Origin of the sequence: Kitasatospora sp. NPDC089509, assembly GCF_044749365.1 — a bacterium.
In the GTDB taxonomy this organism is placed as follows: Bacteria; Actinomycetota; Actinomycetes; order Streptomycetales; family Streptomycetaceae; genus Kitasatospora.
The window spans coordinates 194147-219555 of record NZ_JBIVHS010000014.1 but is presented as its reverse complement, the minus strand read 5'-3'; the positions used below and the strand labels follow the sequence as shown (position 1 = coordinate 219555).

General features: G+C 66.4%; 19 protein-coding genes and 3 pseudogenes. 5 read left to right on the top strand and 17 right to left on the bottom strand.

What is annotated here, in order from left to right; genetic code table 11:
* Positions 1 to 162 precede the first annotated feature (162 nt).
* From ACIP4P_RS27355 to ACIP4P_RS27315, 9 genes are all read right to left on the bottom strand, one after another.
* Positions 163 to 591, bottom strand: a complete 429-nt coding sequence (locus tag ACIP4P_RS27355; protein WP_400922808.1) for a hypothetical protein — start codon at positions 589 to 591, stop codon at positions 163 to 165.
* Positions 592 to 631: 40 nt separating this feature from the next.
* Positions 632 to 1663 (bottom strand): hypothetical protein, encoded by a 1032-nt coding sequence (locus ACIP4P_RS27350; RefSeq protein ID WP_400922806.1) that lies wholly within the window; start codon positions 1661 to 1663, stop codon positions 632 to 634.
* A gap of 26 nt (positions 1664 to 1689) precedes the next feature.
* Complete coding sequence (locus tag ACIP4P_RS27345; protein ID WP_400922804.1) at positions 1690 to 2361, bottom strand: DUF4142 domain-containing protein; 672 nt, start codon at positions 2359 to 2361, stop codon at positions 1690 to 1692.
* Positions 2362 to 2562: 201 nt separating this feature from the next.
* Positions 2563 to 3429 (bottom strand): trypsin-like serine peptidase, encoded by an 867-nt coding sequence (locus ACIP4P_RS27340; RefSeq protein ID WP_400922802.1) that lies wholly within the window; start codon positions 3427 to 3429, stop codon positions 2563 to 2565.
* 240 nt (positions 3430 to 3669) lie between these two features.
* Complete coding sequence (locus tag ACIP4P_RS27335; protein ID WP_400922824.1) at positions 3670 to 3999, bottom strand: WhiB family transcriptional regulator; 330 nt, start codon at positions 3997 to 3999, stop codon at positions 3670 to 3672.
* 71 nt (positions 4000 to 4070) lie between these two features.
* The gene (locus ACIP4P_RS27330; protein ID WP_400922800.1) at positions 4071 to 5456 is read right to left on the bottom strand and encodes a DUF1996 domain-containing protein; all 1386 of its coding nucleotides are present in this window, start codon (positions 5454 to 5456) and stop codon (positions 4071 to 4073) included.
* Positions 5457 to 5681: 225 nt separating this feature from the next.
* Positions 5682 to 6533, bottom strand: coding sequence for a hypothetical protein (locus ACIP4P_RS27325; protein WP_400922798.1), 852 nt, complete (start codon positions 6531 to 6533; stop codon positions 5682 to 5684).
* Positions 6534 to 6608: 75 nt separating this feature from the next.
* Complete coding sequence (locus ACIP4P_RS27320) at positions 6609 to 7871, bottom strand: hypothetical protein (protein WP_400922796.1); 1263 nt, start codon at positions 7869 to 7871, stop codon at positions 6609 to 6611.
* Between the two features lie 631 nt (positions 7872 to 8502).
* Positions 8503 to 8814, bottom strand: coding sequence for a transposase (locus ACIP4P_RS27315; RefSeq protein ID WP_400922794.1), 312 nt, complete (start codon positions 8812 to 8814; stop codon positions 8503 to 8505).
* Between the two features lie 141 nt (positions 8815 to 8955).
* Between ACIP4P_RS27315 and ACIP4P_RS27310 the strand changes: the two genes are divergently transcribed.
* The 3 genes and pseudogenes from ACIP4P_RS27310 (at position 8956) to ACIP4P_RS27300 (ending at position 13180) form a co-directional block, all read left to right on the top strand.
* Positions 8956 to 10134 carry a hypothetical protein gene (locus ACIP4P_RS27310; protein ID WP_400922792.1) on the top strand — a complete coding sequence of 393 codons (1179 nt, stop codon included), beginning with the start codon at positions 8956 to 8958 and terminating at the stop codon, positions 10132 to 10134.
* A 1017-nt stretch (positions 10135 to 11151) separates the two neighbouring features.
* Positions 11152 to 11955: pseudogene (locus ACIP4P_RS27305) on the top strand (IS5 family transposase).
* A gap of 94 nt (positions 11956 to 12049) precedes the next feature.
* Positions 12050 to 13180 carry a M4 family metallopeptidase gene (locus ACIP4P_RS27300; protein ID WP_400922790.1) on the top strand — a complete coding sequence of 377 codons (1131 nt, stop codon included), beginning with the start codon at positions 12050 to 12052 and terminating at the stop codon, positions 13178 to 13180.
* Positions 13181 to 13882: 702 nt separating this feature from the next.
* On the opposite strand, the pseudogene ACIP4P_RS27295 reads toward ACIP4P_RS27300, so the two are convergent.
* Both ACIP4P_RS27295 and ACIP4P_RS27290 read right to left on the bottom strand, forming a co-directional pair.
* Positions 13883 to 14309 (bottom strand): annotated as a pseudogene (locus ACIP4P_RS27295) (IS5/IS1182 family transposase); the annotation flags it as partial.
* A gap of 1320 nt (positions 14310 to 15629) precedes the next feature.
* Positions 15630 to 16370: pseudogene (locus ACIP4P_RS27290) on the bottom strand (IS5 family transposase); the annotation flags it as partial.
* A 144-nt stretch (positions 16371 to 16514) separates the two neighbouring features.
* Between ACIP4P_RS27290 and ACIP4P_RS27285 the strand changes: the two are divergent.
* On the top strand, positions 16515 to 17120 hold the full coding sequence (locus ACIP4P_RS27285) for a carbonic anhydrase (RefSeq protein ID WP_400922788.1): 606 nt from the start codon (positions 16515 to 16517) through the stop codon (positions 17118 to 17120).
* 339 nt (positions 17121 to 17459) lie between these two features.
* Here ACIP4P_RS27285 and ACIP4P_RS27280 read toward each other — a convergent pair whose 3' ends face one another.
* The 4 genes from ACIP4P_RS27280 to ACIP4P_RS27265 form a co-directional block, all read right to left on the bottom strand.
* Positions 17460 to 19730, bottom strand: coding sequence for an ATP-dependent RecD-like DNA helicase (locus tag ACIP4P_RS27280; RefSeq protein ID WP_400922786.1), 2271 nt, complete (start codon positions 19728 to 19730; stop codon positions 17460 to 17462).
* Between the two features lie 162 nt (positions 19731 to 19892).
* Positions 19893 to 20405, bottom strand: coding sequence for an SLOG family protein (locus tag ACIP4P_RS27275; RefSeq protein WP_400922784.1), 513 nt, complete (start codon positions 20403 to 20405; stop codon positions 19893 to 19895).
* Entirely contained in the window at positions 20398 to 21261 is an 864-nt protein-coding gene (locus ACIP4P_RS27270; protein WP_400922782.1) for a DUF6083 domain-containing protein, read from the bottom strand. The genes ACIP4P_RS27275 and ACIP4P_RS27270 overlap by 8 nt, the downstream gene beginning before the upstream one ends.
* Before the next feature lie 149 nt (positions 21262 to 21410).
* A complete protein-coding gene (locus ACIP4P_RS27265) occupies positions 21411 to 21680 on the bottom strand; it encodes a helix-turn-helix transcriptional regulator (RefSeq protein WP_400922780.1) in 270 nt (89 codons plus the stop codon).
* Between the two features lie 620 nt (positions 21681 to 22300).
* On the opposite strand from ACIP4P_RS27265, the gene ACIP4P_RS27260 reads away from it, so the two are divergent.
* A complete protein-coding gene (locus ACIP4P_RS27260) occupies positions 22301 to 22864 on the top strand; it encodes a hypothetical protein (RefSeq protein WP_400922778.1) in 564 nt (187 codons plus the stop codon).
* Between the two features lie 167 nt (positions 22865 to 23031).
* On the opposite strand, the gene ACIP4P_RS27255 is transcribed toward ACIP4P_RS27260, so the two are convergent.
* Positions 23032 to 23688: an AAA family ATPase gene (locus tag ACIP4P_RS27255; protein WP_400922776.1), complete on the bottom strand. Its 657-nt coding sequence runs from the start codon at positions 23686 to 23688 to the stop codon at positions 23032 to 23034.
* Between the two features lie 110 nt (positions 23689 to 23798).
* Positions 23799 to 25388: a Mu transposase C-terminal domain-containing protein gene (locus ACIP4P_RS27250; protein ID WP_400922774.1), complete on the bottom strand. Its 1590-nt coding sequence runs from the start codon at positions 25386 to 25388 to the stop codon at positions 23799 to 23801.
* Positions 25389 to 25409 lie beyond the last annotated feature (21 nt).

The following is a 25409-nucleotide window of genomic DNA, read 5'->3' as shown; positions in this document are numbered from 1 at the left end:
GTTGCCGAACGGGCCCGTGTTCTCCTTCGAGACCTGTGCTGCGGTTGCGGAGCCGGTGCCGCGACTGCGCCTGGTCCCTGCTTGGGAACGCCCTTGGGGAGGCATAACTGGTCGTCCTTCCGTGATCAGTTCAACTGGAGGGGTGTGTGCTGTGCTCGCTGGTCAGCCGGCTCCCGTACCCATCGCGTGCACCGGGCCGGTCATGCCCATATGGGAGTCACCGTTCTCGAGCACGCCGCCGAGCTTCTGGCAGACCTGGGGGGTCTCGCTGTCGGGCCACGGAACGACCACCCATCGGTCTCCGCTGACGTAGGTACCGCCGTAATCCTTGGCCAGATCGAGCCACTGCCTCTGGTCCTTCGCCTCGGCGAAGGTGAGCACGCGGTAGTGCGCGCCGCCGCCGGCACAGTCGGACTCGGTAAATGCCTCGGTGTTCACCGAGGTGTCCAGTGCACAGTTCAGCCTTTCGGACACCCGTTGCATCCGCTCCGCCGCCGAGTCCTGCTCCTTTCGCGCCAGATCGACCGTCTCCAGGCCAAGGACTGCGACCACCGTCAGGGCCGACACGACGAGGTACCAGTCCCGAAGCATTCGTCGGATAGGAGGCATGTGCTCGTCCCCTACCGTGACGTCATTTGCCCTGGGGCGGCCGGGCCGCCCCGCCGCCCGCGGAGAACGGCCACCAGCAACCGTGGTCGCCCATTCCACTGGTGTCGTTCGGCCCCTGGGCACCGACGAACGTGAACGCACGCTGGCCGTTGATCGTGAGCTGCACGCTGCCGTCCTCGTTGGTGACCTCACCGACCTGCACGTTGACCTTCGTACGGTCGACGCTCCCGAGGTCGGACCTCTTGAGCGGACGCCACTGCCTGAGGCAGTCACTGCGGCACCCGCGTTGGCCACCCAGGCGGATACCGTCTCCGTTCAGGAAGATCACCCGCTGGTTCAGGGAAAGGACCTCACCGACAACAGGGACGACAACAACGGTCAGGTTCGCGTCGGCGCCACGCCGGTTCACCTGTTCCCGCCCGTTGTCCCGCTGCTTGCCGCCATCGTTCTGACGGTTCTGTTCCCCTCCCTTGCTGTCCTTGCCGCCCTGATCCTTGCCGCCCGAACCGCGCTTGGCTGCCTTCGTCCCGTCCGGGGCTGCGAGGCTCCAGGCGCCGTTCACGCCGTTACCGTTGATTTCGCCAGGAACGGTGTCCCTCACGTAGGTGTAGACGGGATGGCCACCTATGGTGAGCTGCTGGCTCTTGTCGTCCCGTGTCACGACCCCGACCTTGCCTGTCACGCCCGGCCACTGCTGCGTGGCGTCCGCCGGCGGCAGCGGCCGCCACGTCTGGGCACAGTCTCCGGAACAGTTGGACTTCGGCGGGTCAGCGGTGTCCTTGTTGAAGACGTACAGGGAGTTCCCTAAGGCATCGGTCAGAAAGTCCTCCACCTGGTCATTTTTGTTGTTCACTTTAAGCCCGCCTGACCCAGCACCCGGCGACCCCGATGTGGACATGTCCGGCATAGAATCGCCCTCGTGCTGGATCGACCCTGAATTCGCCGCATCGTTCTGCTTCGCCTCGTCCCTCTTCGGGTTCTCGCAGCCCGACGCCGTCAGGACGACGGCGGCCACGGTTCCGGCAAACGCAAGACGAATGAATTGACGGATCATCACGTAACCCTCCGGTGTACTGTTTCTCATTGGGTTGCCTCGCCCGTCCAGAGCCCGGTCAGCTCGAGCATGGTCATGTGGTCGCGAACGGTCACGTCCGCGGTCTGCGCGAGCTCGCGCACCTGGCTGTTCTGGGTGTGTGCCCGGGTGTAGGCCAGGACCTGGAACACCTTTCCGTGCGCTTCCCTGGTCAGGTTCACGAACGTCCGGTCGAACTGATTCGCCGACGCGGACTGGATCTGGGACAGCCAGCCCTTCTGCTCGTCGTTCGGCTCGTTCGGCATCCGGTCCACCTTCAGCAGCTGTGCGGCACGGGCGTCTTTCACGTTCAGGTCGAGGTGGCCGTCGACCATGTGCTTCCCGGCCTGCTTGACTTGAGGTGTCCCGCCGACCTTCTGTGCCTTCTGGCCGGCAGGACCCTCCCAGAGTCCGGCCAGCTTCACCCTGCGAACGAAGTCTCGATCGATCGCCGTGAGCGGACCATAGGGGGTCTCCTGCACACCTTCGCCGTCGTCGACAAACCCTGGTGGGGTGTCCGCGCCGAGGAGCTGGCCTACCCCGGGCGGGGCAGGTGTACGGCGTGATTCACCGAAAAGCTTGACGGGGATCGCCAACGACGCGATCGTCCCGGACAGAGCTAGGACAATACCTCCGGTGACCACGCCTCTCGAGACCTGAATGGTGCTGATCAGGCCCATTCTCATGAATCGTGCACCGGAAGGGGCACGCCCCTTCTCCCGGCCCAAGGCCATAGCAATGTCCTCTCCAGTCCACAGGATTCGGTCCTGCTGCCGTACTGTTCCGCATTTCCGTCCGTCCCGTCCGTCCCCGCTCGAGTCACCGAGAGGATCGGCACAGTCGGATCCTCCGTCGCGTACCCGAACCGGCGATGGCGACGACTAGCCCGACTGCACCTTCGAGTCGAAGAAGTCAAAGACCTGCCGCGCCTCGACCCCCAGGGCCGGCCCCGCCAACCACTGGGCGGGAGTCGGCCCGATGGACGTGTTGCTTACCAGGAACCTGGCGCCCCCGGGGGACTTGACGACCCAGCCCCCACCGCTCGACCCGCCCGTCATCGTGCAGCCGACCACGAGCATCGTGGGCCGCGCAGCGTCGAACGACAGCCGGGTCGGCCGGACCGGCGACTCGCAGAAGTCGAGCCGTCGTCCGTCGAAGGGCGCTGCAGCCGGGTAACCGAAGACGGCCATAGATGTCAGCTGCTCGCGCGCCACTTCGAATCGCACGGGGATCGAACCGCCCACCGTCTCCTCCAGGGACCGTGCCCCGGCCGGAGGCGCGACCCGCACGACTCCGAAGTCGAACTGGCTTACCGGTCCGCCGCGTTCGCCACCCTCGGCGACCCACTGAGGCGCGACGATGTACCTGAGCCCCGCCCAGGCGCCGAACGGCTGGACCTGCTGTTCAGAGGAGGCCGTACCGTCGAACGATGGCACGAAGACAACGTCGCTCATCGCCTTGCCGTTCTTGCCCTCGTGAAGGCAATGAGCAGCCGTCCACACCAGGTTGCTCTTCCCGGGATGCACCGGATCGGCGATCACCGTTCCGGAGCAAACCAGTGCCTCCGTCGAGTTTCGCAGGAAGACCTTGCCGAATACCGCGAGCGAGCGGTCGCGGGGCGCCGGGTGTGCGGGTATCGCCGCAGGCAGCGGATCGTTGTTCGCATTACCGGCCGTGCCCTGCAGGGATGGGGTAGCGCCTTTGGCCGCCCCGCGCATCTCCTCCGGGCTCCACGACCGGCTGTTCATGGCGGCTCCCAGACCCGTCTGCTGAGCCCACCGCTCCCACTCAGCCTCTGACCAGTTCGCTATTTGCCGTAGGTCCGGCTGGTCGTCGGTGCCTGAGAGGATGCCATCGGTGTCGCACGCCGTCGCAGTGACCAGGACCGAAACCGACAGGACGACAGCTACGCTCTGCCGGAGCACCCGACTTCTGCTGCCGTCTCGCAGGACACGCCGCGTGGCAGGCATCGTGAAGCGTGCCATCGCCTATACCTCTGCCGTCCTGGACACGGCCTCGAGCTGCTGGCCGATCGCCCGGATCAACGGAGCGCTGTCACCCTCGCCGGCGGCCCGCAGCCGAATCAGTGCCTGGCGCTGCACTGCAGTCGCCCCGCCTGAGATCCCGCTCTGCCCAGTGATCCCGAAGGCCATCTGCCGTTCCAGGCACACCTCCCTCACTCGGGGATGGCAGCGCGCACAGTATGCGAGCGCCCGCTGCTCTTGGCGTGTGGGCCGCAAGGCGTCGTTGCTCTCCTGCTGCGGGAAGAACAGACGGAGGGACGCCGCTGTGCAGGGCAGTGTCCTGATGCTCTCCACCGACAGCCGGCAGACCGGCGGGACACCTGTCACAGTCACGCTCCTTGTCGCTCGTTCAGGGATCTCCGGGATCAGCAATTCTGACCAGAGTTGATGCAGCGGACGACCTGGTCCATGAGGCTCTTGCTCATGACATCAATGAAGTCGGCGTGGTCGGTCACTGCCTTGTGGAGCTGCTCGGGGAAGGTGTCTACGGCATAGAACTTCCCCACGGGGATGGAGTATGTGATCTTCATGACCAGCTGCGGTATCGCCCGAAACCCGCTCGGGCATTTTCCGCGACCGTCTGCGAAGGCCGTGTGCGTTCGATGGTTCGCACTGTCCGTCTGCCCGTTCGAGCAGTTCGGGAAATTCAGTGAACGAACAACTTTTGAGCCGAGCGGACAGAGCGGGTACTTGTCTTTCAGTTGGACCTGTTCGAATCCCGTACAGCTCCACAGCGCTCTGGCATTCTTGGGACCATTCGTGAAGGCTTTTGCATCGCCGGTGATTATTTTGGTGCCGAACTCCATCGGGGCTACAGTTCCTGCAGGATTACCCTCGAAAGTGATATCGAAGCCGTCCGGGGTGACGATGCTGCCGCTATTCAGATCCCGACCCCCTCCCGGACGGTTAGCGTCTCTATCGGGGGGACTGTCCAACTGACGTACCACCGGGGCGTAGTAGGTGGAAAGATCGTCTTTGTTCGCGCAGGTTGTGCCGGATTGGCTCAGGGATTTCACGGTCGAGCGGAAGTCCGTGCTCGTGTTGCCTACATAGTCATGCTCGTGATGCGCGGCCGCCTTCTCCCCCGGGGAGACGACGACGTTGTCGGCGTTGAGGTGTCGCTGGTTCGCGTTGTTGCCGCATTTCGATCTGAAAGTCCCGGTCGCCCCCCGCTTTCCGCTGTCGCGGGCAGGGGCGTTGGACGGCACCTTGGTGATGTCGATGAAGTCCCTCCGGGTCAGTCCGTTTCCCTCGCGCTGGCCGTCCTTCCCGTTTCGGCCCTTGAGTGTGGTGATCTCCTCACCGGAAACGAAACCACCCGGCTCCTCCTTGACGGAGCATGCTGCCATGTCCAACATCGCAGACCGCTCTCCTGGGGCAACGTGAAGGGAGTCCGAGATTTCGGCGATGGTCTGCCGCCGTTGTTTGGCCAGGTTCTCGAGTGTGGCCCCGACAGCTTTTGGATCGGCCCCGGCGTTCGCAAGGCTCTGGTAGGCGTCTGCCCACTGCTGGTCAAGGAGTCCGAGGCGCTCCTGCACAGCTGGAACATCGACGGAGGAACCCTTCAGGTCGCCCGCAACATCCGGGCAGCTGATCGTACTCAGATCCTGCGAGTTCACGATGGGCCCCACGGGAGCTGTCGATTCTTCTGTGGTGGAACACGAAACAAGGGCACCGGCGATCAACACCATGGTCAAACCCGCAGCCCGTACGACGTTTCCAGATAAATTTGCCTTGGGGAGTTCAGCCATCGCAATCCCCTCTCCATGCGCAAGAACTTGAGATTGAATATCGATCCTGCGGGTCGATGGAACGAGCGTAAGTCGCCCGACGGCGCTTCCCAATCGCCGTGGGCATCTGAACAACAGATGGTGGCGAGGTGTGCGCGAAATGCTAACGCCGGCCCCCAGCTGCCTGCCCAGCCACGAACGCGTCGCCCCGCCGAACGGTGGCCACGAAGACCTTTGCGGCAGAACTCAGGACAGGTTCCTCAGGGCCAGGCCAGCTGTGCGCAGCAGCAGCGCATCTTCGGGGTCTCCCGCACAATCGTGTAACCGGGCCAGTACTTCGAAGCAGTCTGCGGCCGGCGAGACGGCCCGCCCGGCTACGGCGGCACGCACTGCGAGGTGGAGGTACCTCTCTGAACCGGAGTAGTCACCCAGCTTCCTTCGAAGAGCCGCGGCAAGATCGCAGACGCGAACGACGAGCACGAGGAGCCGAGTACCAATCCGGCCGTCGTACTCGGCACCGGCCAGCAAGGAAGCGAGGAACTGCAGCTCGCCAACCACCGCTGGACACAGGACCGTCGGCCACGCCCAGGTGCGCATCGACTCCAGCGCAGCCACTCTTGCCTCGACTGCGGCTGCGACTCCAGGACCGAGATGGCTACCGGCCCGGGCAGGCACCTCGGCGCCGGGCAAAGCGGCCATGGCACTCTTCACCATGGCCGCCAGAGTGAAGCCGGTAAAGGTGAGCTCCCGCCTGCCCTCGTCACAGACAGACTGGCTCAGCGCCTCAAGGACGCCAAGCATTCCCTCGAAGCTCCACGGCCGTAGGGTCAGCACAGCCTCTCGGCTGACCGAGTGGAGCCAGGCAGGCCAGCCGAGCCGCAGGACATCATCCGGGGAAGCTCCATGGATCCGGGCGATCGCCAACTGAGTAGTGAGGTGCGGGACGATCCGGCCGGATTCCCACCGCGAGACTTTCTCCCTTCTGGCTGCCATCTGGCCGTACCCCAGATCAGAATGGGTCTGCGCGATGAGCTGAGCGTAGGCAGGGTGACTCAGGCCGAGCGTCCCGCGAAGGAACGCCAACGGGTGTCCGGTCACGACCAGTTCTTCCTCTCAAAAGGGTGACACCGTTGGGCCCCCGTACGACGGAACCGTCGATGACCGGACGATCCGTCAGGACAGTACCGCCGCCCTGAGCTCAGCCAGAAGGGCTGCCACCGCGGGAACCGAGCGAAAGGGAGTGAACTCGCTTCGTAGCTGGGCGGCGAGAAGGAGGGAGAACCCGCCAAAGAAGGAGAGCGCACGCCCGGCGTGGCGAGCTGCCTCTTCCGGCTCGCCAGCCTCAAGGTGCGCCCGAACAACCTGAACTACAACCCACGACGGCATTCGGAAGGGCTTGGCGGGAATCTCCGGACCGAGTATCGGGGAGAAATCTACCAGCGCCTTCCGCGGCTTCCCCAAGTCGGTCCAAACGATCCCACTGCTGATACTCAGCCACTCCTCGTTGACGACCATTCCGGTCGGAACGTCTTCGTCTTCAGATTGGACCGAGATCATGTCAGCGGCCCGTTCGAGTGCGCGAGCCGAGCCGACCTCGTCCCCGAGTCGGGCGAGGCCGATGGCCTCCCTGCAACTTCTCAGGGCCGACACACTTGATGGTCTGTTACCAGTGAGAGAGCTCGAAGTCTCGACCAGCAGCAGACCATCCCTCGGCTCACCAACCTGCATATGACATACAGCCAGATTCGAAAGAGAACCGGCCACCAACGAAGCCCGGCCCTGCGTAGCCGCGGCACGCGCCGCACCGAGGAAGTACCGTTCGGCATCAACCCACCTTCCGACAGCCATCGACAATCGCCCGCAGAGGTCGGCGACTCGGGCCGCCAGTACCGCGAGCTCCGCCTTGGCCTCCCGGTCCAGCGCGGAACAGGACAGCAGCATCGTAAGATTTCCCAGGTCAGCACGTGCAGCCGGCAGCAAAGCCGCCGGACTCACCTCCGGTGCAAGTCCCTCCAAGGAGCCAACAAGCGCCACGTAGTAGCCTGTACGCTCCCAGGAGAACTGGCCCTGCTGTGGCCATCGCGGCGTGGCAGGACACTGCGCGCACAGCGACCGGACAAAGGTCGAGAGCCGCTGCCCAGTCACGGAGACGTACGCCCCCGGTGAGGCCCTGCCGTCGCGCCAAGCGTGCCTCAGAGCCACCCCCGCATCGTCCGGAACATGTGGCGTGGCGCGGAGTTCTGGATCCGTAGCACCCAGGTGGAGCCAGTGCGGCCACCCCAGGCGGTGCACCTCCTGGTGCGCCACCTTGTGAAGGTGCGCGATGGCGTACTGGGTCTGCACATCGGGCACCACCGTTCCCGATTCCCAGCGTGCAACCTTCTCTCTGCGGGAGGCGATCCTTCCGAATCCCAGGATCGCGTGAGCCTCGCTCACCAACCGTGAATATGCCAACTGCGAGTGCCCGAGAGAGATCCGCAGATTTGTTAGGGGATGCCGCACCATACCGCGGGATTCACCGCCTTCTCGCCTCTGATGTTCATCAATGAGCTACCGATCGCGCACTGCCTGCTGATGCTAAAGAGGCGCCTCTAGCCAAGTCATGACAGAACGCCACGTAGGCACTCACGAGGCACTCCCCGAACAGGCGTACTACTCCGCAGGCTCGTGTACCTCCCCACAACCCAAAGAGGCTCTCCGCCCGGCGCTCGTCTGCGCACCAATCCCGCCCGTACCTACCTGTCGGCGCCACCGGCAGAACTGCCAAACAGCAGAACATCTGACGTTCCCGCCGTCCCACCGTTTCCGTGAAGGGCTGTGGACTCCCCGGAACCGGCTGGACTAGTGGTTCCCAAGTTGGTCGGTGATCGTAGGCGAGCAGTGAGCGGGTGACGGATTGGCCGGTTGTGCGGTTGTGCGAGGTCACGCAGGTCATCGCTAGCAGTCGCTGGCCGCCCCGGACGGCAACGCTCTCGATGATGCGGCCGCCGTGTTGTTCGAGGCCGAGTTGACCTTTGAGGGTGTCGTTGACGGACTCGATCAGCTGGCGGACAGACTTCAGCAGGCCCTAGCCCGGGCGTGGGGCGTTGTTGCGGTAGGACGGCCGGAGCAGCTGGACTCCGTACTGGTCGAGGAAGCGGTCGAGTTCGGCGGAGACGTAGCCCTTGTCGGTGAGGATCAGCAGGCCGGCGTGCTCACGCACGAGGGCGGGTTCGGTCTCAACGAGCGCGGCCAGGACCTCGCGCTCATCGACCTTCGGGCTGGCCAGGGCTCTGGTGACGGGCAGCCCGGCTGGCGTGCAGACCAGGTGGAGCTTGAGGCCCCAGAACCAGCGGGAGTGGGAGCTCTCGCTCTCTACCGCACGGCGGCCCGAAGGCACGGCAGAGGCACCGCAACAACCCGCTGCACCGCCATAGGCTTTCCGTACTCACCACGCACAGTGCTCCTTCGGAGCCGGCTGCCTTGCCCGGTGCCCGCTTCCGGGCAACCGGGGCACCGGCTTACGCCAAGGCGGTTACCTATGACGACTTCTCAGGGCGATGCCCGCGGGCATGTTCTTCTTCTTGCCACCGCTTCCAAACAGCGCCACCACGAGTTCGACACCGAACTCGGCGTGGCGGCCATGGCGGCGATCACCCCGCAGATGATGCTCCGGGGATGGAACGGCCCCGTCGATATCGCGCAGGTCGTCAACCCCGGAGAGCCTCAATCGGTGCTCGCGCGCATCCATGCGGCAGCCATCGCCGCCGGCCCTCTGGTCATCTATCTCTGCGGCCAGGTAACGCGGGACCGCCGCCAGAAACAACTACACATCATCCTGGCGAAGACCACCGAGAGCACCAAACGCTACACCTCCCTGCCGTGGGGCTGGATCGACCTGGAGCTGTCACGACGCCCACCGAACACCACCCATCTGATCGTGGACCTTCAGGCCGACCAGTCATGCGTCCCGATGGGACCCATCGATCTCCAGCTCCCACCACACGTCGCCCGTTGGGGAGTTGTCACCATGCCCAAGGGCCGCTTCGCGGGTGGAACCACTCCGGCGTACTCAAAGGCCCTGGCCAGACTGCTAGCCGCCCCGGGGGCGGGGCATCTGTCGCAAGTCCACGCCATGGCCGTCGAGGCAGCAGGGCTCGCCCCGAGCACCGTGGTTCTCGGGGAACCCGCGGCCGCACCGGCTCCAGCGGCCCCCCGCGAGGCTGACCGGCCGGCACAACCATCCGCACTGTCGGCGTGGCCGAACCCGCAACCGCCAGGGCCACTCCCCGCTACGACCGCCCGGCCAGTGGGAAAGGATCTCCGGTCGGCCATCACCCATGCGATGAACTCCGGAGACTTCGGCACTGCGGCTCGGATGGCAACCCAGTGGGAGCATCAGGTCACCCGCGACCAGGGCCACGAGGGCACTGCCATGGGTGACGTCCTCGAGACACAAGCCGTGATAGCGGCCAGGGGCGGGGACGCAACTCGGGCCACTCAGCTGTGGATCAAGACGGCGCAGCACCGCACCGCTTGGTCGCCTCCGGGTTCGGAAGCCGTGCGAACCGCCCTCCAGAACGCGCAGGCCAGCTGGTTTCAGCTGGACACGAGCTGGCCCCAGAGCAGGCCGCTCGGATCGGAGCTGGCCACCGTCCTCCGAGAAGCACGGCAGACGGAGGCCGCAGCTGCGGTCGAGCAACGACTCGCCGTTCTTTGACCCTCACGCTACTGTCGACAACGAGACACCGTGGTCACTCGAAATACCCCGGACCGACGCGGCTCGGCTCACACCTCGGGCGGGTAGCCGGCTCCCCTGCCAAACCGTGAGCGTCGCGGTCGGCGCTGCCGGAAGAGGGGTGCGGAACCATCAGCAAGGACAGTCCAACGCTACAAGGCTCGCTTTGCGCTTTATCTGCGCTTCGCAGGCACCCTGCTGACTCTGCCCGGACGCATGCGAGGCGATAAGTCGCCTCGGCCAGGCCGCCATCGAAGGGAGTAGTCGTCGAACCGCAGCCGAGCCATTTGCTTCTACCCCGCTACCGACCGAGCCGCAACGCCTCGTCCGGGTCGTCAGTGCACCCTACGGATCCAGACCAAAGGACCAAGCTTCCTGCTCCTGTTGGCGATCTCCAGTTGCCTGACCGCATCATCGGTACGCCGGGTTGCTGGTTCATGTGGTGAGGGATGGTCTGCCGCCCAGCAGGTTCTGCTCTCTTTGCGGATGCGGGCGCGTTCCCGACATCGGGTGACCAAGACGTCGAGGAGGCGGGCGTTGGCATTTCAGTGCAGGTAGCGTGCAGTGCGCGGGTCTGGACAGTGTCATTGGGGTGTGCGGAGTTGGCGAGGGTGAACTGCCGCAGGGTCCGAACTGCACATCGATCGGGGCGTTCCAGAAGGCGTTGGTTGCAGTGAAGGACAGGCGGACGTTGTTGTTCTTCGCTCAGCTCCGGAGCTTTTCTGTCGCTGCGGGCGGAGACGTTATCCAGGATGACGTAGACGGGAACGCCGTCCGGCTGGACAGCCGGATCGACCTTAGCGCGGAGCGTATTCGCAGGCCTTCCGCAGCGTCGTTTGACGCCTCAGAGGGTGTACTCGCCAATCGGGTTGGCAGCCCGTGGAAGTAGGTGACGCCATGGGCGCGTGTAGGTGGCCGACAGCCGGTCAGGCCTGCCTTGAGGGTCCTGACGGAAGCTGCTACGGGTGTGTCTGCTGAGCCCGGTACTCGTTGGTCTGTGTGTGGAGGAGGGTGTCTCGTCCGTGGGTCGTGTCGGGCCAACTGTGGGGACCAGTCGAGCCGTTGCTGGCGCCGGAGCCGAGGCCGGGACGGCCTCGGGTACCAGGCCGGCAAGCCCTGTCCGGGATCCTGTTCGTGCTGCACACCGGTATCCAGGGTGAGTACCTGCCCCAGGAATCCGGCCACAGCTCGGACATGACCTGCTGGCGTCGGTTCGCGGCGTGGAACGAGGCCGGTGTGTGGGACCGCTCCACATCGTCCTGCCGCGGAAGCTGTGGTCCGCCGACAGCTGGACTGGTCCCGTACCGTGATCGACTCCAGCCACGCACGAGCCGCCCGGCGGGCCCCACAGCCGACCGAACCCGGCCGACCACCGCGACCAGGCGGCAAGCGCCCCGTCCTCGTCGACGGCCAGGGTATCCCGCTCACGGTGCCGCCGACCCGCGGCAACCGCAACGACATCACCACGCTGCTGCCTCTGCTCGCGCTGGTCCCCACCGTGGCCGGCCTGGTCGGCCTGCCACGACAAGGCCCGATGCCCTGCTCGCCGACCGGGGCTACGACCACGACAAGTACCAGCGCCCGGTGTAGAAGCAGGGCATCAAACCGCTGATCACCCACTGCGGAATACCCCATCGTTCCAACCTGGGTGCCTACCGCCGGGAGGTCGAGCGCACCATCGCCTGACTCCACGCCTTCCGCCGCCTGCGCATCCGCTGGGAACGACGCGACAACATCCACGAAACCTCCCTCAACCGCACCACCTGCCTGATCACCCACCCACACGGCCAACGCCTTCGCTAAGACCTCTAAGTTGAATGACGAAGCCGATAGGAAATCTTGTCAAATACTTATAATTTACCCTGCCGTTGACGATGAGTCAAAATACTCTCAAGGCATGATTCGAAACTCTCCGTTTGGTTGCGGCGTCGTTCCGCCCATCCTGCTCGAGGACCTGGCCCGGCAGGGTGATCAGTCCGCTAAGGCCACGTTGGCTCTCACGGCCACGCTTCGTACAGCCCGTGCAGCCCGCGTCGCTCGGTCAACGACCGAAGCAGAGCTGGCCGTTCCACACCGACTCACTCGGCTCGTCTACGATGCCGGTCACACCGCGAACCCGGATGACTTGCCGGGCCGCCTTGTACGCAACGAGGACTCCGAGCCGATCGATGACCAGTCTGCCAATCGTCTCTTTGACGGCCTCGGTGACACCCTTCGTTTTTATCGTGAGGTATACGGGCGGAATTCCATCGACAACGCTTACATGCCTTTGATCGCCTCCGTCCACGTCGAGACCCTCGACCCAAAGTGGCTTCCAGAGCGAAATCAGATCATCTTCGGCGACGGCAACGGCGAGTCACTCAAGGATGGCACACTATCCCTTGACTGCATCGCACACGAGCTCACTCACGGCGTGATGCAGTACACCGCCAGGCTTGACTATCAGGGTCAGTCCGGAGCCCTCAGTGAATCGGTCTCGGACGTTTTCGGCTCTCTGGTCAAGCAGTGGAAGCTCGGCCAGACCGCCGACCAGGCCGACTGGCTGATCGGTGACGAGATGGTCGGGACGGCCCTCGACAGCATTGCCCTACGCTCGATGCGGGCTCCCGGCACCGCATGGACCAACCCGACAACCGGCCTCAGGGATCCGCAACCAGCCAATATGAGCGGCTACCTCCAGACCGAGGACGACAACGGCGGGGTGCACACCAACTCCGGAATTCCTAACCATGCTTTCTACCTGCTGGCCACTCGACTCGGAGGAAACGCCTGGGAAATAGCCGGGCAGATATGGTATGACACCCTGACCAACGGATTGCTCGCGAGCAATGCTGATTTCGGCGCCTTCGCCAGCGCCACCGTAACCGCGGCTACCAGGCGCTTCCAAAGCAACCGAACCGTGGCGGACGCCGTCGTCGCTGCCTGGAGGGAAGTCGGGGTTGATCCCCAGGTCAGCCCTGATGAGAATGCCGGTTTGGGCGCCTCCGGCAGCCTTGATGGAACTGATGAGACCGACAGCTGCATGTAATGGTTGTTTTTCGACAGACTGATTGAGAGCCACTTCGGCAGAGGGCCGTGCGAGCACATGAGTCCGCAGGTCAAAGCGATGCTGTCGGTGTTTGACCAGTGGTCAGACAATATGCTGCAGGTTGAGGCTCAGCGCTGAGTGGGCGGTGAGTTGGCCGGATCTCGATTACCTCCCTCAAGGCTTGGTCAGGTGGAGGTGGACGTTGTCCCAGACCAGGACCATCGGGCCCGCCGAGTTGGGTCCGGGCGCGAACGATCAGGACTCGGAAGTCACGCCAGCCGAAGCCCTTCGGCTCGTCCTTACGCCCCGGTACTCGCGGATCCGGTAGATCGACCGGGGGCGTCACCGCTCCACCGACCGCTCTCCCACCTGCAGCACGACGGCGATCTCCCGGCTTCTCTCGCCGCCCTCGAAACGATCGACAGCCTGTCGGCCCCCGCGGCCTCGCGGTTTCGGTCAGCCCGCCCCCTGCGGGTACCTCACGAAGCCAGAGCTACCGAAACCAAAGCACCGCTGTCAGACAAACGGCTCCAACATCACCCAACCAAGTTCAGCACAAGCCCGGTGAACGGTCCCGATTGATCTACCGCAGCCGCAAGGACGAGCCGAAGGGCTTCGGCCTGCTCAACGTCCAAAACTTGATCTAACGCTTGTTGCCGAAGGCTGGTCCGGGCAGGTCGGTGTGCGTTCTGGCCCGCTGGTTCACATCGTTCGGCTGAGGTTGTACATGTTGGCGACGGCCTGCACTGCCTTGTGCAGGCCGTCGCCTTTCTGCCGGCAGCCGCGGAGAATCTTGTAGTTCCTCATGCGGACGAAGGTGTGCTTGACGCCAGCGCGCACGCGTCGGTGTCCGGCGCCCTCCTCCTGAGCGCGCAGGAGCGGGCGGCCGACTCGTCGGCGGTGCGGGACCATCAGGCCGGTGTTCAGGTAGGGTCCGTCCGCCGACACGTGCGGCGGGCAAGTCGGAGGCCCGCCCGACATGAGGGTCGGGCCCTGTTACCCGGGGCCGAGCGAGCAACGGCGACCACCAAGTGGGTGTCCGCGCCGATGGCCACCTGCACGTTCGCCGAGACCGATAGAGGTTGCCGCTCGAAGCTCCCACGCTCCGGTCCTGAACGGGGACCAAGGTGTCGACGGCCATCCTGTGCAGCGCCGGGCGGATGCGATGAAGCGAGTTGAAGTCCAGTGGTGATGCTCGATAAGTGCTGCGCCTGGACTGCACATGCCACACGAAGGCTGATCCGAGCCTGCCAATCGCTGGCAGGGCAGCCAAGGCGAGCAGGGGCGCTTCGGAAGTGCGGTCGTGTGCCGGCCAAGGGGGCTGGCCACGGTCCGAACTCCCGCAGGGCGTGCGAGCGGGACGGGGTTGAGCTGGGCTTCGCTGAGTCTTGCACGATCTGGTTGCTGCCGGTGGTTCGTCGTGGAGCAACAAACAGCCACAGAGTGTTGGCGGATTCCGCAACCTCCTGGATATCGCCGCTCCGCACGGCGACGCTTGTTCTGGTCCGGGGTGGGTCGCAGCAGGCCTCGTCGACGGAGAGGAGGACCCAGATAGGCCCTGTTGCCTGCTCATTGAGCCGGTCCGTCGGCAGTTGCGGGGCCATTGTGGCGGGGCGCCACACCCCCCAAAGCCGAACGACAGCGCGCGGGACTGTTGAGTGACCGGCCTGGGTACGGGCGCCGGCGTCGGGTCGCCGGCCTCGTGCAGGCACCCCGGGGGTGGATTGAGGTCCGGAGGTGGGATCCGATGCGCGTCGGCGTCGGGCTCACCTCCGGACGGGCGGTGAAGCACCCTGAGGTCTTGGCCATACCCAGCTGTGCGGGCAGCCTCTAGGTGATAGCGCTCCGGTCGACGTCTGCCCGGCACACCCGGGCTCACTCGGACAGCGCATCGCTGGCCTCCCCGAACAATCCCACTGGTACAGCGCAACCACGCAGCATTCTCGGCTCTAGCCCTGAACCGCTCAAGCCCGCCCAGAGAACTACCTGCCAGAGGGATCGCTGCGGCTGTCAACGGAAGCCCGCCGCCGCCTGCACCCAGAGCGGCGACGGTGAAGAAACTCTTGAGGTACTCCTCGTGGAGGGCTGCATGACTGGCTTGGCCTCCAGCCTGCTTTCGGTTCTATCGGTGTTCACCATGAACCTCGTCGTTCTGGTCGGCACCATAAGGAAGTTGGACAGCATTGCTCGATTCATGGACTTGGTGTCCCCCATCGCGCGAACGGCCGCGCCCTCGGACAAGGCAAGTGGCTCGTCAGCCTCCGGGGTGAGCTCCCAGTGAGTCCCCTCCCCCGTCACCAGTGGGAGAACGAGGCCTGCCGCTACCCACGCCAGTCCACCGGTAAGAAACCGGCGTGTCCTGACTCTGCTCCTCCGTCTCCACCCGCGTCTTAGAGGTCTTAGCGAAGGCGTTGGCCGTGTGGGTGGTGATCAGGCAGGTGGTGCGGTTGAGGGAGGTTTCGTGGATGTTGTCGCGTCGTTCCCAGCGGATGCGCAGGCGGCGGAAGGCGTGGAGTCAGGCGATGGTGCGCTCGACCTCCCGGCGGTAGGCACCCAGGTTGGAACGATGGGGTATTCCGCAGTGGGTGATCAGCGGTTTGATGCCCTGCTTCTACACCGGGCGCTGGTACTTGTCGTGGTCGTAGCCCCGGTCGGCGAGCAGGGCATCGGGCCTTGTCGTGGCAGGCCGACCAGGCCGGCCACGGTGGGGACCAGCGCGAGCAGAGGCAGCAGCGTGGTGATGTCGTTGCGGTTGCCGCGGGTCGGCGGCACCGTGAGCGGGATACCCTGGCCGTCGACGAGGACGGGGCGCTTGCTGCCTGGTCGCGGTGGTCGGCCGGGCTCGGTCGGCTGTGGGGCCCGCCGGGCGGCTCGTGCGTGGCTGGAGTCGATCACGGTACGGGACCAGTCCAGCTGTCGGCGGACCACAGCTTCCGCGGCAGGACGATGTGGAGCGGTCCCACACACCGGCCTCGTTCCACGCCGCGAACCGACGCCAGCAGGTCATGTCCGAGCCGTGGCCGGATTCCTGGGGCAGGTACTCACCCTGGATACCGGTGTGCAGCACGAACAGGATCCCGGACAGGGCTTGCCGGCCCGGTACCCGAGGCCGTCCCGGCCTCAGCTCCGGCGCCAGCAACGGGGCTACCGGTCCCCACAGTTGGCCCGACACGACCCACGGACGAGACACCCTCCTCCCCCCACAGACCAACGAGTACCGGGCTCAGCAGACACACCCGTAGCAGCTTCCGTCAGGACCTTCTAGTGGCATTGGGATCTGCCAGATGTCGCAACTAACCGGATAGTTGTTCAGTTCGAGTTCCCAGGAGAGAGCATGCTTGCACTCATTGACGAAGCCCGCCATTTCCCCGAAGCCGTGGTCGAGCACCGGCAGGAGCTGCGGCGGCTTGCCGTCGACCAGCGTCCGCAGGCGCTGTTCATATCCTGCGCGGACTCGCGTGTACAACCCTTGTCGATCACCGGTGCCAGGCCAGGCCAAGTTCTTGAACTACGCACGGCAGGCAACATTGTTCCTGCCCACCGGCCGGACGCGGTTTGCGCTGTCGGTGCGACGCTGGAGTACGCCCTCGAAGAGCTCACCGTCCCCGAGATCGTCGTCTGGGGGCACTCGCACTGTGGCACCGTCCGCGGTCTGATCTATCAGGACACCGTCAGAATGATGCCCATGGTCAAGCGATGGCTCGATCAGGCAGCCGACGAAACCCCTCTCCCGCGGCTGCCAGTACCACCGGGGACATCCGCGCTCTCGGCACGTGCCCAGCAGCACCTGCTGCTCCAGCTTGGGCACCTTCGCACCTACCCAGTAGTCGCGCGGCGCCTCGCCAGCGGGGCTGTCGGTCTCCATGCGTGGTTCTACCGCGTCGAGACCGGCGAGACTCTTGCTTGGCAGTCCGACTCCGGCACCTTCCGCCCGCTCTGATGCCCCCTCGACGTAGCGGCATCACCCCAGGTCGAGACCAGTATTCTTCGCACAGTTCCTGGCGCGGCCGGCCTTCCCTCGCTGGGCAACGGGTAATGGGGCGGCACAGGATGGCTTTGTCGGCTTTCCTGGCCCACCGGTTACGGTCCAAGTTTGGACCTGCGTAAGTGGTTGGTGGTTCCGGCTGGAATCGACAAGCACCCTGACACCCGCCAAGCCATTGATCCGGGCCAGGCGCGGGGTGTCCGCGTCCGGAGCTCGGCCGATGCGGCCGTCGGTACGGAAGCCCAGTCGCATCCTCGAGGACCCCTCTGCCCTGTCGAATCAGCGTCAGCCAGCTCAGAGCAGGGCTGCCTGACCGTCGTACGGGCGAACGGGGTACGGAAGGACGACAGTACCGGTGAGAGCTGCGTGGATGCGGGCCGCGAGGGTGGTGTTGCGGGGGGTGGCGGGCTGTCTGATCGCTGTGGCGAGTGCGCTTTCGTCGCCGACGAGGATGAGCATGCGGCGGGCGCGGGTGACGGCAGTGTAGAGCAGGTTGCGGCGCAGGAGTAGGTAGGCGGGGCCAGTCGTGGTGAGGGGGACAACGACAAAGGGGTACTCGCTGCCTTGGGCGCGGTGGACGGTGATGGCGTAGGCGTGGAGGAGTTCGTCGAGTTCGTCGAAGCCGTAGGCGGCGGTGTCGCCGTCGTCGAGTGCGAGGTGGAGTTGGCGTTCGTCTGTGTCGAGGGTGGTGACTGTGCCGGTGGTGCCGTTGAGGATGCCTTTTCGGGGGTCGTTGCGTACGGCGATGAGACGGTCGTGGGGGCGGAAGGGTCTTCCGTCGTGCCAGTGTTGGGGTTCGCCTTTGCGGTGGGGGTTGATGGCGTTCTGGAGGGCGAGGTTGAGTTCGCGGGTGCCGGCCGGTCCTTTGGTGCTGGGAGCCAGGATCTGGATGTCGCCCGGTGTGATGCCGTAGGCGGCGGGGAGGCGCCGTGTGACGATGTCGAGGACTGCGGCGGGGACGTCGTGCGCTCCGGGTACTTCGATGAACCAGAAGTCGTTTGTGCTGTGGACGCTCTGGCCAGCGTTGATCCGGTGGGCGTTGGTGGTGATGGCGCTTCCCTCACCTTGGCGGAAGACCTCGGTGAGCACGGTGCGCGGGATCCCCGGGACGGCGAGAAGATCGCGCAGGACCTGGCCGGCGGCGACGCTTGGGAGTTGGTGCACGTCTCCGACCAGGAGCAGGTGGGTGCCGGGTGCGACTTTGCCGAGCAGCCGTTCGAAGAGGGCGAGGTCGAGCATGGAGGCTTCGTCGATGACGATGAGCTCGGCGTCCAGTGGGTCGTGCGCTTCGAGGGGGCTGCGTGTCCTGTCGTCCTGTGGTCTCTTCGCGATGAGCCGGTGAATGGTGGTGGCGGTGCGGCCGGTGAGCTCGCTGAGTCGTTTCGCGGCGCGGCCGGTGGGTGCGGCGAGGCTGACCTGTGCACCGGATGCCTCGGCGATGTCGACGATCGTTTTGACCGTGAAAGACTTTCCGCAGCCTGGTCCGCCGGTCAGGACCGAGACGGGCTCGCTGAGAGCCATCCTCACGGCGGCGTCCTGGGCGCTGGCCAGCATAGTGATGCTGTCCGCCGGCAAGAGTGGCGCCGTACGCCACTCCCCCATCCTGGTAAGGAATGTTCTGACCGAGCGCAGGCCGGCGAGGCGCCGGGCGATGGAGATCTCGGCAGCGTGCAACTGTGGGGCGAAGACCGCCGTGCTGCGGTGGTCGCCGTCCAGAAGGGGCTGGACGGTGACACGCTGCCGGACTCGCAGGAAAGCGAGCTGGGCTGGAAGCAGGTCTGCGAGGTTGCGGTCGCCGAGGATCTTGGTGGTTCTGGCGTAGAGCTGGCGTTCGTAGAGAAAGCAGTGGCCTTCTCTGAGAGCGGCGGTCTCGAGGGTGTGAAGGAGAGCGGCCTGGAGGCGCTGGGGGCTTTGTTCAGGCAGTCCGAGCCAGAGGGCCAGCTTGTCGGCGAGCTTGAATCCGATGCGGTAAACCTCGGTGAGGCGGTAGGGGTTGTCCCGGATGATGCCGAGGATGTCGGTGGCATCCTCGGAGTGCCGCTGTTCGGTGCGGAAGTGGCGGGCGATGCGGGGCGCGTGGGTGGTGGGGATTCCGGCGCTCTGGAGAAGGATCATCAACTGGCGGATCTCCTGGTGCTGTTGCCATGAGGTGACGATCTCGGTGTAGCGGGTGGGGCCGATGAGGGGAACGTCCAGGAGCCGGTGCGGAGTGGTGTCGATGATCTGGAGGGTTTCCTCCTTGAATGCGGTCACGATCGCTTCGGCGAGCCTGGGGCCGATGCCTTTCACGAGGCCTGAGGAGAGGTAGGTGCGGATGGCGTGGATGGTGGCGGGCTCGGTGTAGCGGCAGTTCTCCGCGTGGAGCTGGGTCCCGTAGGCGGGGTGGTGGCTGGTTCGGCCGGTGATGCGGAGTGTTTCTCCTGGCTGGGTGCCGTGGAGTTTCTCGCCTTTTGCGGTGATGCTGGTGCCGTTGGCCAGGGCTAGCCTCAGCCCGGTGTATCCGTTGCTGCTGACGAACAGGATCCGTTCGACCACGCCTTCGACGGTCGTGATCTGATCATTCATCTCGTGTGTCCTGGGTGAGTACTGCCGGGGCATCGGTGACATGAGGCCGGTCGCCGGTGCCGGCGGGTTGACTGGGGGGCATGGGCTCGAGCACCGGCAATCCGTTCGCCGGTCCGCCACCCCCCGTGGGGGTACTGGCGGCACCGGTTTCGCGAGTCGGTGTCAGGTGGCGAGCGCGCGCCTACTGCGGGCGGCTTCGAGCTGGGCGGTGCCGCGTGCGGTCTGACCGGGTGGGTAGTCGGCGGTGGTGAGCCATCTACCGAGGTCGGGTGAGGCGGTGGGGACAAGCCAGACGGGGATTCCGAGGAGGGCCGCGTACAGGCAGGTGCCGCCGGTGGTGCCTGTGGGGGTGAGGTCTTCGTGGAAGGCGATCAGGAGGCCGGGCTCTTCGTCGAGGAGCATGTGCAGGTACCGGTCGCCGGCGCCGATGTGCCAGGTGTGGGGGCGGCGGGTGCGTTCGGCGTCCCAGGCCGCGGGGTAGCAGCGGTGGCGCCAGGCGGGCAGGGCTCGGTGTGTGCACCATCGGTGAGCGGCGCGGTCGGCGCCGGTGGCTGTGCCTTCGATGATGACGAGGTGGTCCCCGTAGCGGGCGGCGAGGCGGTCGAGGACGGTTTCGATGGTGTCGGGCCACGGCCAGCGGCGGCTTCCGCACACCAGGATGCGGGTGTCACGCATGCCGGTCCCCTGCGGTCTGCGGGGTCGGCAGGGTGGTGTGGATGTGCTGGCGGTGACGGGCAGAGTGGAGGACCTCCCACTCCGGGAGGGCTACGTCGGCGAAGCGGCCTGTGGTGTGCCGGGCACAGTGCTGGGCCCGCCAGCGCAGCAGTTCGACGTGGGGCAGGTGGCTGAGGTGGTAGACGGCCATGAGGGGTGGATTCTTGTGGTCGTCGGGGGCTGTCTTGTCGGCACCGAGGGGCACGAGGGTCCAGTGACCGGAAGGTGTGGCGGTGTCAACGGGGTTGTGGCAGCGGTGGCCGCGGCGGGTCTGGGCCACGCAGCGGATCTCGGAGACGGGATGGCGGGCGAGGTAGTTGGTCTGGAGGAGGTGGACGACGGGGCGTGGCGGTGGCGTGGGGCTGAGGGGGGCGGTGGTGGTGTCGGGGTGGCGGGGTTGGAGTCCCCGGTCGGCGAGAAGGCGGGTTCGCAGGGCGAGGGTGCGGCGGAGTTCGTCGAGTTCGGGGGTGGTGGGGTGGCGGGGGCGGGGACGGGTGGCGGGGCAGAGGTCGGGGTGGGCGATCCGGCACCAGGGGGATCCTGCTGCGGTGGGGTAGGCGATGCCGGAGACGGTGTGCCAGCGCAGAGGTGGGGGGATGTGGCGGGTGGGCAGTTCGGCGGGGTGGAGCGGGATGTAGTCGTGGTGGGCGGTGTAGCTCCACTCGGCGGGGTTTCCGCAGTGGTGGCAGGTGCCCATGAGGGCTGTGCGGACGATGCGGGTGGGGCTGTCCCGGTCGATGCGCAGGGTTCTGGTGGTGTTGGGCCCTCGGTGAGTGCCGTCCCAGCGGTAGCCGGGGGTGAAGGATGCGCGTGCCATGCGCGTGAAGATCACATGCGGTGTGGTCCGGCGCGCCGACGGGCGGCGGTCAGGTCGCCTGTTCGGACGCATCGGTTCGCAGGGGCAGCCATCGCGGGCACTGTTGTTCGAGTTGTGCTGCCCGTTCGGGTGACGGACTTGTCGGCCTGTCAGCCGGTGCCGGGCTCGACCCCGGGTGGAGTGTGGCCTTCGCACAGGGACGCGGTGAGGTCGGCGAAGGAGACGTCGAAGGCGTGGGCCAGGGCGTGCCAGGTGGCAAGGGTGCCGATGGTGCGGCCGGCTTCGATTTCGATGAGGGTGCGGCGGGACAGGCTGCTGTGGGCGGCCAGTTCGTCGTAGGACCAGCCGCGGTCGGCCCGCAGTCGCGCGAGCTCAAGGCGCAGCGCGGTGAGGTTGGGTTCGGGCGGCGGGATGATCACTGTGCTATCGCACGGTGCAGACCCTTGCCCTGTCAGTGCAGACCTCTGCCCTATTTCTGCCTATTTCGGCGGCCGTCGGGCAGGGCAGGGGTCTGCACTAGGGTGGCCGCCGCTCCGGCCGGGCTTCTTGACTCGGCGGGCCAAGTACGAGGGACGGGCAGGCGGGGAAGGACGGCATGGATGGTGACGGCGGCGGGGCTCTGGTGGCTGGTGGTGTCTGGTCGGTGATCGCGGATCCGCAGCAGCGGTCGTGGAGCTGCTGGTCACCGGGGTGCCGTCGGCAGCAGGCGGAGCCGTTGAGCACACCGGTGGAGCTGCGGCGGGCCGTGGTCTCCCACCTCGGCGGGCACGCGGTCCGTGAGCAGTTGCCCTTGCACCTGCGAAGTTGTCAGTGCCGTACGAACGGCTGCCCTTGGCACCTTCACAGCCGCGGCTGCGCCGGGCGGATCGTGCTCGTGCTGTTCCGGCGTCAGGGCCGGATGTGGCATCTGGCCGACGTGTGTGAAGGGTGTGCCCGGGCGATCGCGGGAGCGGCTGAGGTTCCCGTCGGTGTCGGTGGGCCCCTGCCGCCTTCTCCCCCGCCGGTACGCCGGCGGCGGGGAGGAGGGGAGGCGCGAACGGTGGAGGAGCAGCGGTTGGCCGCCAGGGCGGCTCTCGGCTACACGGCGGCGTCGCTGGACCCGTCGGTCAGTGCCGAAGCGCGGCTGCTGGCGGTGGTGTGCACGCTGCGGGTGCGTCGTTCGGGGGTGTCTTCGCTACCGCGTGGTCTGGTGCGGGCGTTGCGGCTGGCGGCTCCGTGGGATGCCGTGCAGGAGCTGCTGGAGGTCGGCTGGTTGCGTGATGTGCGGGTCCTGGGGGATTCGCCGGCGGTGTTCCTTCCTGAGCTGGTTGGTCGACCGTGGCGGTTACGGGCGGGGCATTGGGCGTTGAGGACGCTCGGGGATCGTCGGGTGGCGGCGCTGGGGGTTCCGCTTCGGTTGGTTGCGTTGACCGTTGCGGCCTGGCGGACGGGGCCGGAGGCTGCTGTCGTCCTGGACGCAGAATCCGCGGCGCGTGGGTGTGGGCTCAGCGTGGCGGCGTTCGGGGAGGCGCTCGATGAGGTCGGCGGAGCAGGCGTGCTCAGCCGTTGGCTGCCGGCCCCGGCCGGGCTCATCGTCGCCCATGTGCCGCCGGGGGCCGGTTAGGTTCCCCCTGGACCTGCCTTGGGCGCGTCGGTCGGGTGTCCTCGGCGGCTGGCGGAGGTCCGGCCGTCGGGGCCTGGGTGTGGGGCTTCGCTGTCTGTGGCCCCGGCCGGTTGGATCGGCCGTGGTGGCGGCAGCGTGGCTTCACCGACGGGGTGTGGCGTTTCGCGTCAGCGGTCCGGTGTGGTGCTGTCCAGCCGGCTCATGATCCAGCGGATGAGTTTCTTGTCGAGTACGAGGCCGGGGGTACGGGCGATCTCGTCGCGTGCGTGGTAAGTGACGTTGGCCCAGCTGCGGAAGTTGCCGTGGCAGATGTAGTCGTCGGTGTACATGATGAGGTCGCTGTCCGTGTTCTGCCACAGGGGGTGGAAGGCGGGGATGTGGGTAAGCACGTCGGCTGGTGTGAGGGGGCGGAACTGCTCCCAGTCGTGGATGCGTGAGGCCAGTGCGCGGCGGTCCTTGAGTTTCTTGCGGGTGCTGTCGGCGCCGACGAACACGAGGGGTTTCTGGGTGCGGTCCCACAGGGTGCGCAGGTATTCGAAGGCTGTGGTGCTGAGGTGTTGGGCTTCGTCGCAGAGCAGGACGTGCGGTGTGCCGGCCAGGGTCTGCGTGAGGTGGTCGTAGGTGGTGTCGGGGGGCAGCTCCATGGCCCGGGCGAGGCCGGTGTGGATGTCGCCGATCTTCATGCCCAGGTAGACCTGTAGGCGGATGGTGGTGTCGGGGGCGAGTTCGCGCAGGGTGGCGTGGATGGCGAAGGTCTTGCCGAGGCCGACTTCGCCGTGGATGCCCATCATGGCGCCGGCCGCGATGACCTTCTCCAGTTGCATCCTGACTCTGCGGACCGCGTGCGTGGCGACGGCCCTGGCTTCGGGCAGGCGCAGGTAGTGGTCGTCTCGCGGTTCGGGCAGGAGGCTGGGGCGCGCTGCGGGATGGTCGTTCACGAGTCCTCGTTCGTGGTTGCGTCGGCCGGGTTCGGAACGTGCGGAGGGCCGATCGGGGTGGTCCAGTGGGCGGACGGCTCGGGCAGGGGGATGTAGTCGGGCAGGGCTTCGTCGGCCGTGTCGCGGCCGTTGAGTTCGCGCAGTTGCCGGGCGGCTTCCTCGCGGGTGATGGTGAGCAGTTGTTTGGGCGGGGCCGGCTGGGTGAGCGCGGCGAAGCGTTCTCTTCTGCTCTTCTCCGCCTTGTCGAGGCGGCTGCGCAGGCGGGCGGCTTCGCGTGAGCGGGCGTTGAGGAGCGCGCGGACTTCCTTGGGGGTGGCTTGGTCGGCCGGGTGGGCCTGGCCGAGGTGCCGGCCGGTGGCGGCGTCGTAGAGTTCGATCTCGTCTTCGTGGTGGGGCATGTAGCGCAGGTGGACTTTGCGGCCCACCTGGGTGGTGGGGGTGTGCATCCAGGGGGCGGTGTAGTCGCGGTTGCGCCATCGCACGCCGGCGGGGTGGATGGTCAGTGCCTTGCCGTGGCGTGCGAGGGTGAAGGTGTGCACGTCGCGGGGGCTGACGTCCCAGACGGGTGAGAGGTCGTCGTTCCAGGCTTGGGCTGGGGTGCGCCCGCCCAGGGTGGGAATGGTGTGCCCGGTGTTCCACCCGGTGACCCACTCGCGCAGCTTGAGGACGAAGGACTCCAGGGTGAGGAGGTGTTCGGGTTCCTTGTTCTTGGGCCGCTGGTCGGGTCCGTGGGTGTAGCCGGGCAGGCCCTTGAAGAGCATGTCCTTGACGGCGCCGTTGACGGCTTCGACGTGGGGTTTGAGGTCGGGGCGCCGGGGTGGCAGTTCGATCAGCTCGACGCCGAACGCCCCCAGGGCCTGGCCGACCGCCTCGGACAGGAAGTCCTTGCCGCCGTCTACGCGTACCCGGCCGGGCAGTCCGCCGAAGGGGCCGTGGCCTTCGGTGCGCAGGAGGGCGTCGCGCAGGGCGACGAGGATGCTTTCGCTGCTGCCGTGCTGGGGGCTGACGGCGAGTCCGCAGATGGCGCAGGTCGCGGCGTCGACGAACCAGGTGATCCAGGGTTTGCGGATGATGCGGCCGTCGATGATGACGCGGACGCTGGCTTCGACGTGGTCGGTTTCCCAGTACTGGTTGCGGTGTCCGCGGGGGCGGGTGCCGTGGATGTCGTAGCGGCGTCTTGCTTGTTCGCCGCCGCTGAGGCCTGCGCGCTGGCCTGCGGGGATGTCGCGTTCGACGGCGCGGTAGAAGGTGGCTCTGGAGGGTGGGGGCGGTGCGTCTTCGGGGGTTTCGTCGCAGAGTTCCTGGTAGGCGGCGGCCACGTTGCCGCGGTGGCGGGCGACGGCGGTGTGCATGTCCGGAGTGAGGGTGAACCGGTCTCGGGTGGCGGGGGTGTAGTGGCCGTGGTGGGCGCGGGCGTTGTCGATCCAGCGGCGGACGGTGCGCTCGGTGACGTTGAAGGTGGTGGCGACCAGGCTGAGGTGGGAGGAGGTCAGTTCCTGGTCGGTGTGCAGTTGCAGGAGGCGGCGCACGGCGGCGGCACGCAGCTCGTCGGTGCTTGGAGCGGCCGGGGGCAGTGGTGGGTTCACTGGTGGGGCTTCTGTCGGCTG

What these genes read in the sequence shown, in the direction of transcription:
- ACIP4P_RS27355 (WP_400922808.1), bottom strand. Translation starts at nt 591, where the DNA reads ATGCTTCGGGACTGGTACCTCGTCGTGTCGGCCCTGACGGTGGTCGCA.
- ACIP4P_RS27350 (WP_400922806.1), bottom strand. Translation starts at nt 1,663, where the DNA reads ATGATCCGTCAATTCATTCGTCTTGCGTTTGCCGGAACCGTGGCCGCC.
- ACIP4P_RS27345 (WP_400922804.1), bottom strand. Translation starts at nt 2,361, where the DNA reads ATGGGCCTGATCAGCACCATTCAGGTCTCGAGAGGCGTGGTCACCGGA.
- ACIP4P_RS27340 (WP_400922802.1), bottom strand. Translation starts at nt 3,429, where the DNA reads ATGAACAGCCGGTCGTGGAGCCCGGAGGAGATGCGCGGGGCGGCCAAA.
- ACIP4P_RS27330 (WP_400922800.1), bottom strand. Translation starts at nt 5,456, where the DNA reads ATGGCTGAACTCCCCAAGGCAAATTTATCTGGAAACGTCGTACGGGCT.
- ACIP4P_RS27310 (WP_400922792.1), top strand. Translation starts at nt 8,956, where the DNA reads ATGACGACTTCTCAGGGCGATGCCCGCGGGCATGTTCTTCTTCTTGCC.
- ACIP4P_RS27300 (WP_400922790.1), top strand. Translation starts at nt 12,050, where the DNA reads ATGATTCGAAACTCTCCGTTTGGTTGCGGCGTCGTTCCGCCCATCCTG.
- ACIP4P_RS27285 (WP_400922788.1), top strand. Translation starts at nt 16,515, where the DNA reads ATGCTTGCACTCATTGACGAAGCCCGCCATTTCCCCGAAGCCGTGGTC.
- ACIP4P_RS27280 (WP_400922786.1), bottom strand. Translation starts at nt 19,730, where the DNA reads ATGAATGATCAGATCACGACCGTCGAAGGCGTGGTCGAACGGATCCTG.
- ACIP4P_RS27275 (WP_400922784.1), bottom strand. Translation starts at nt 20,405, where the DNA reads ATGCGTGACACCCGCATCCTGGTGTGCGGAAGCCGCCGCTGGCCGTGG.
- ACIP4P_RS27270 (WP_400922782.1), bottom strand. Translation starts at nt 21,261, where the DNA reads ATGGCACGCGCATCCTTCACCCCCGGCTACCGCTGGGACGGCACTCAC.
- ACIP4P_RS27255 (WP_400922776.1), bottom strand. Translation starts at nt 23,688, where the DNA reads ATGCAACTGGAGAAGGTCATCGCGGCCGGCGCCATGATGGGCATCCAC.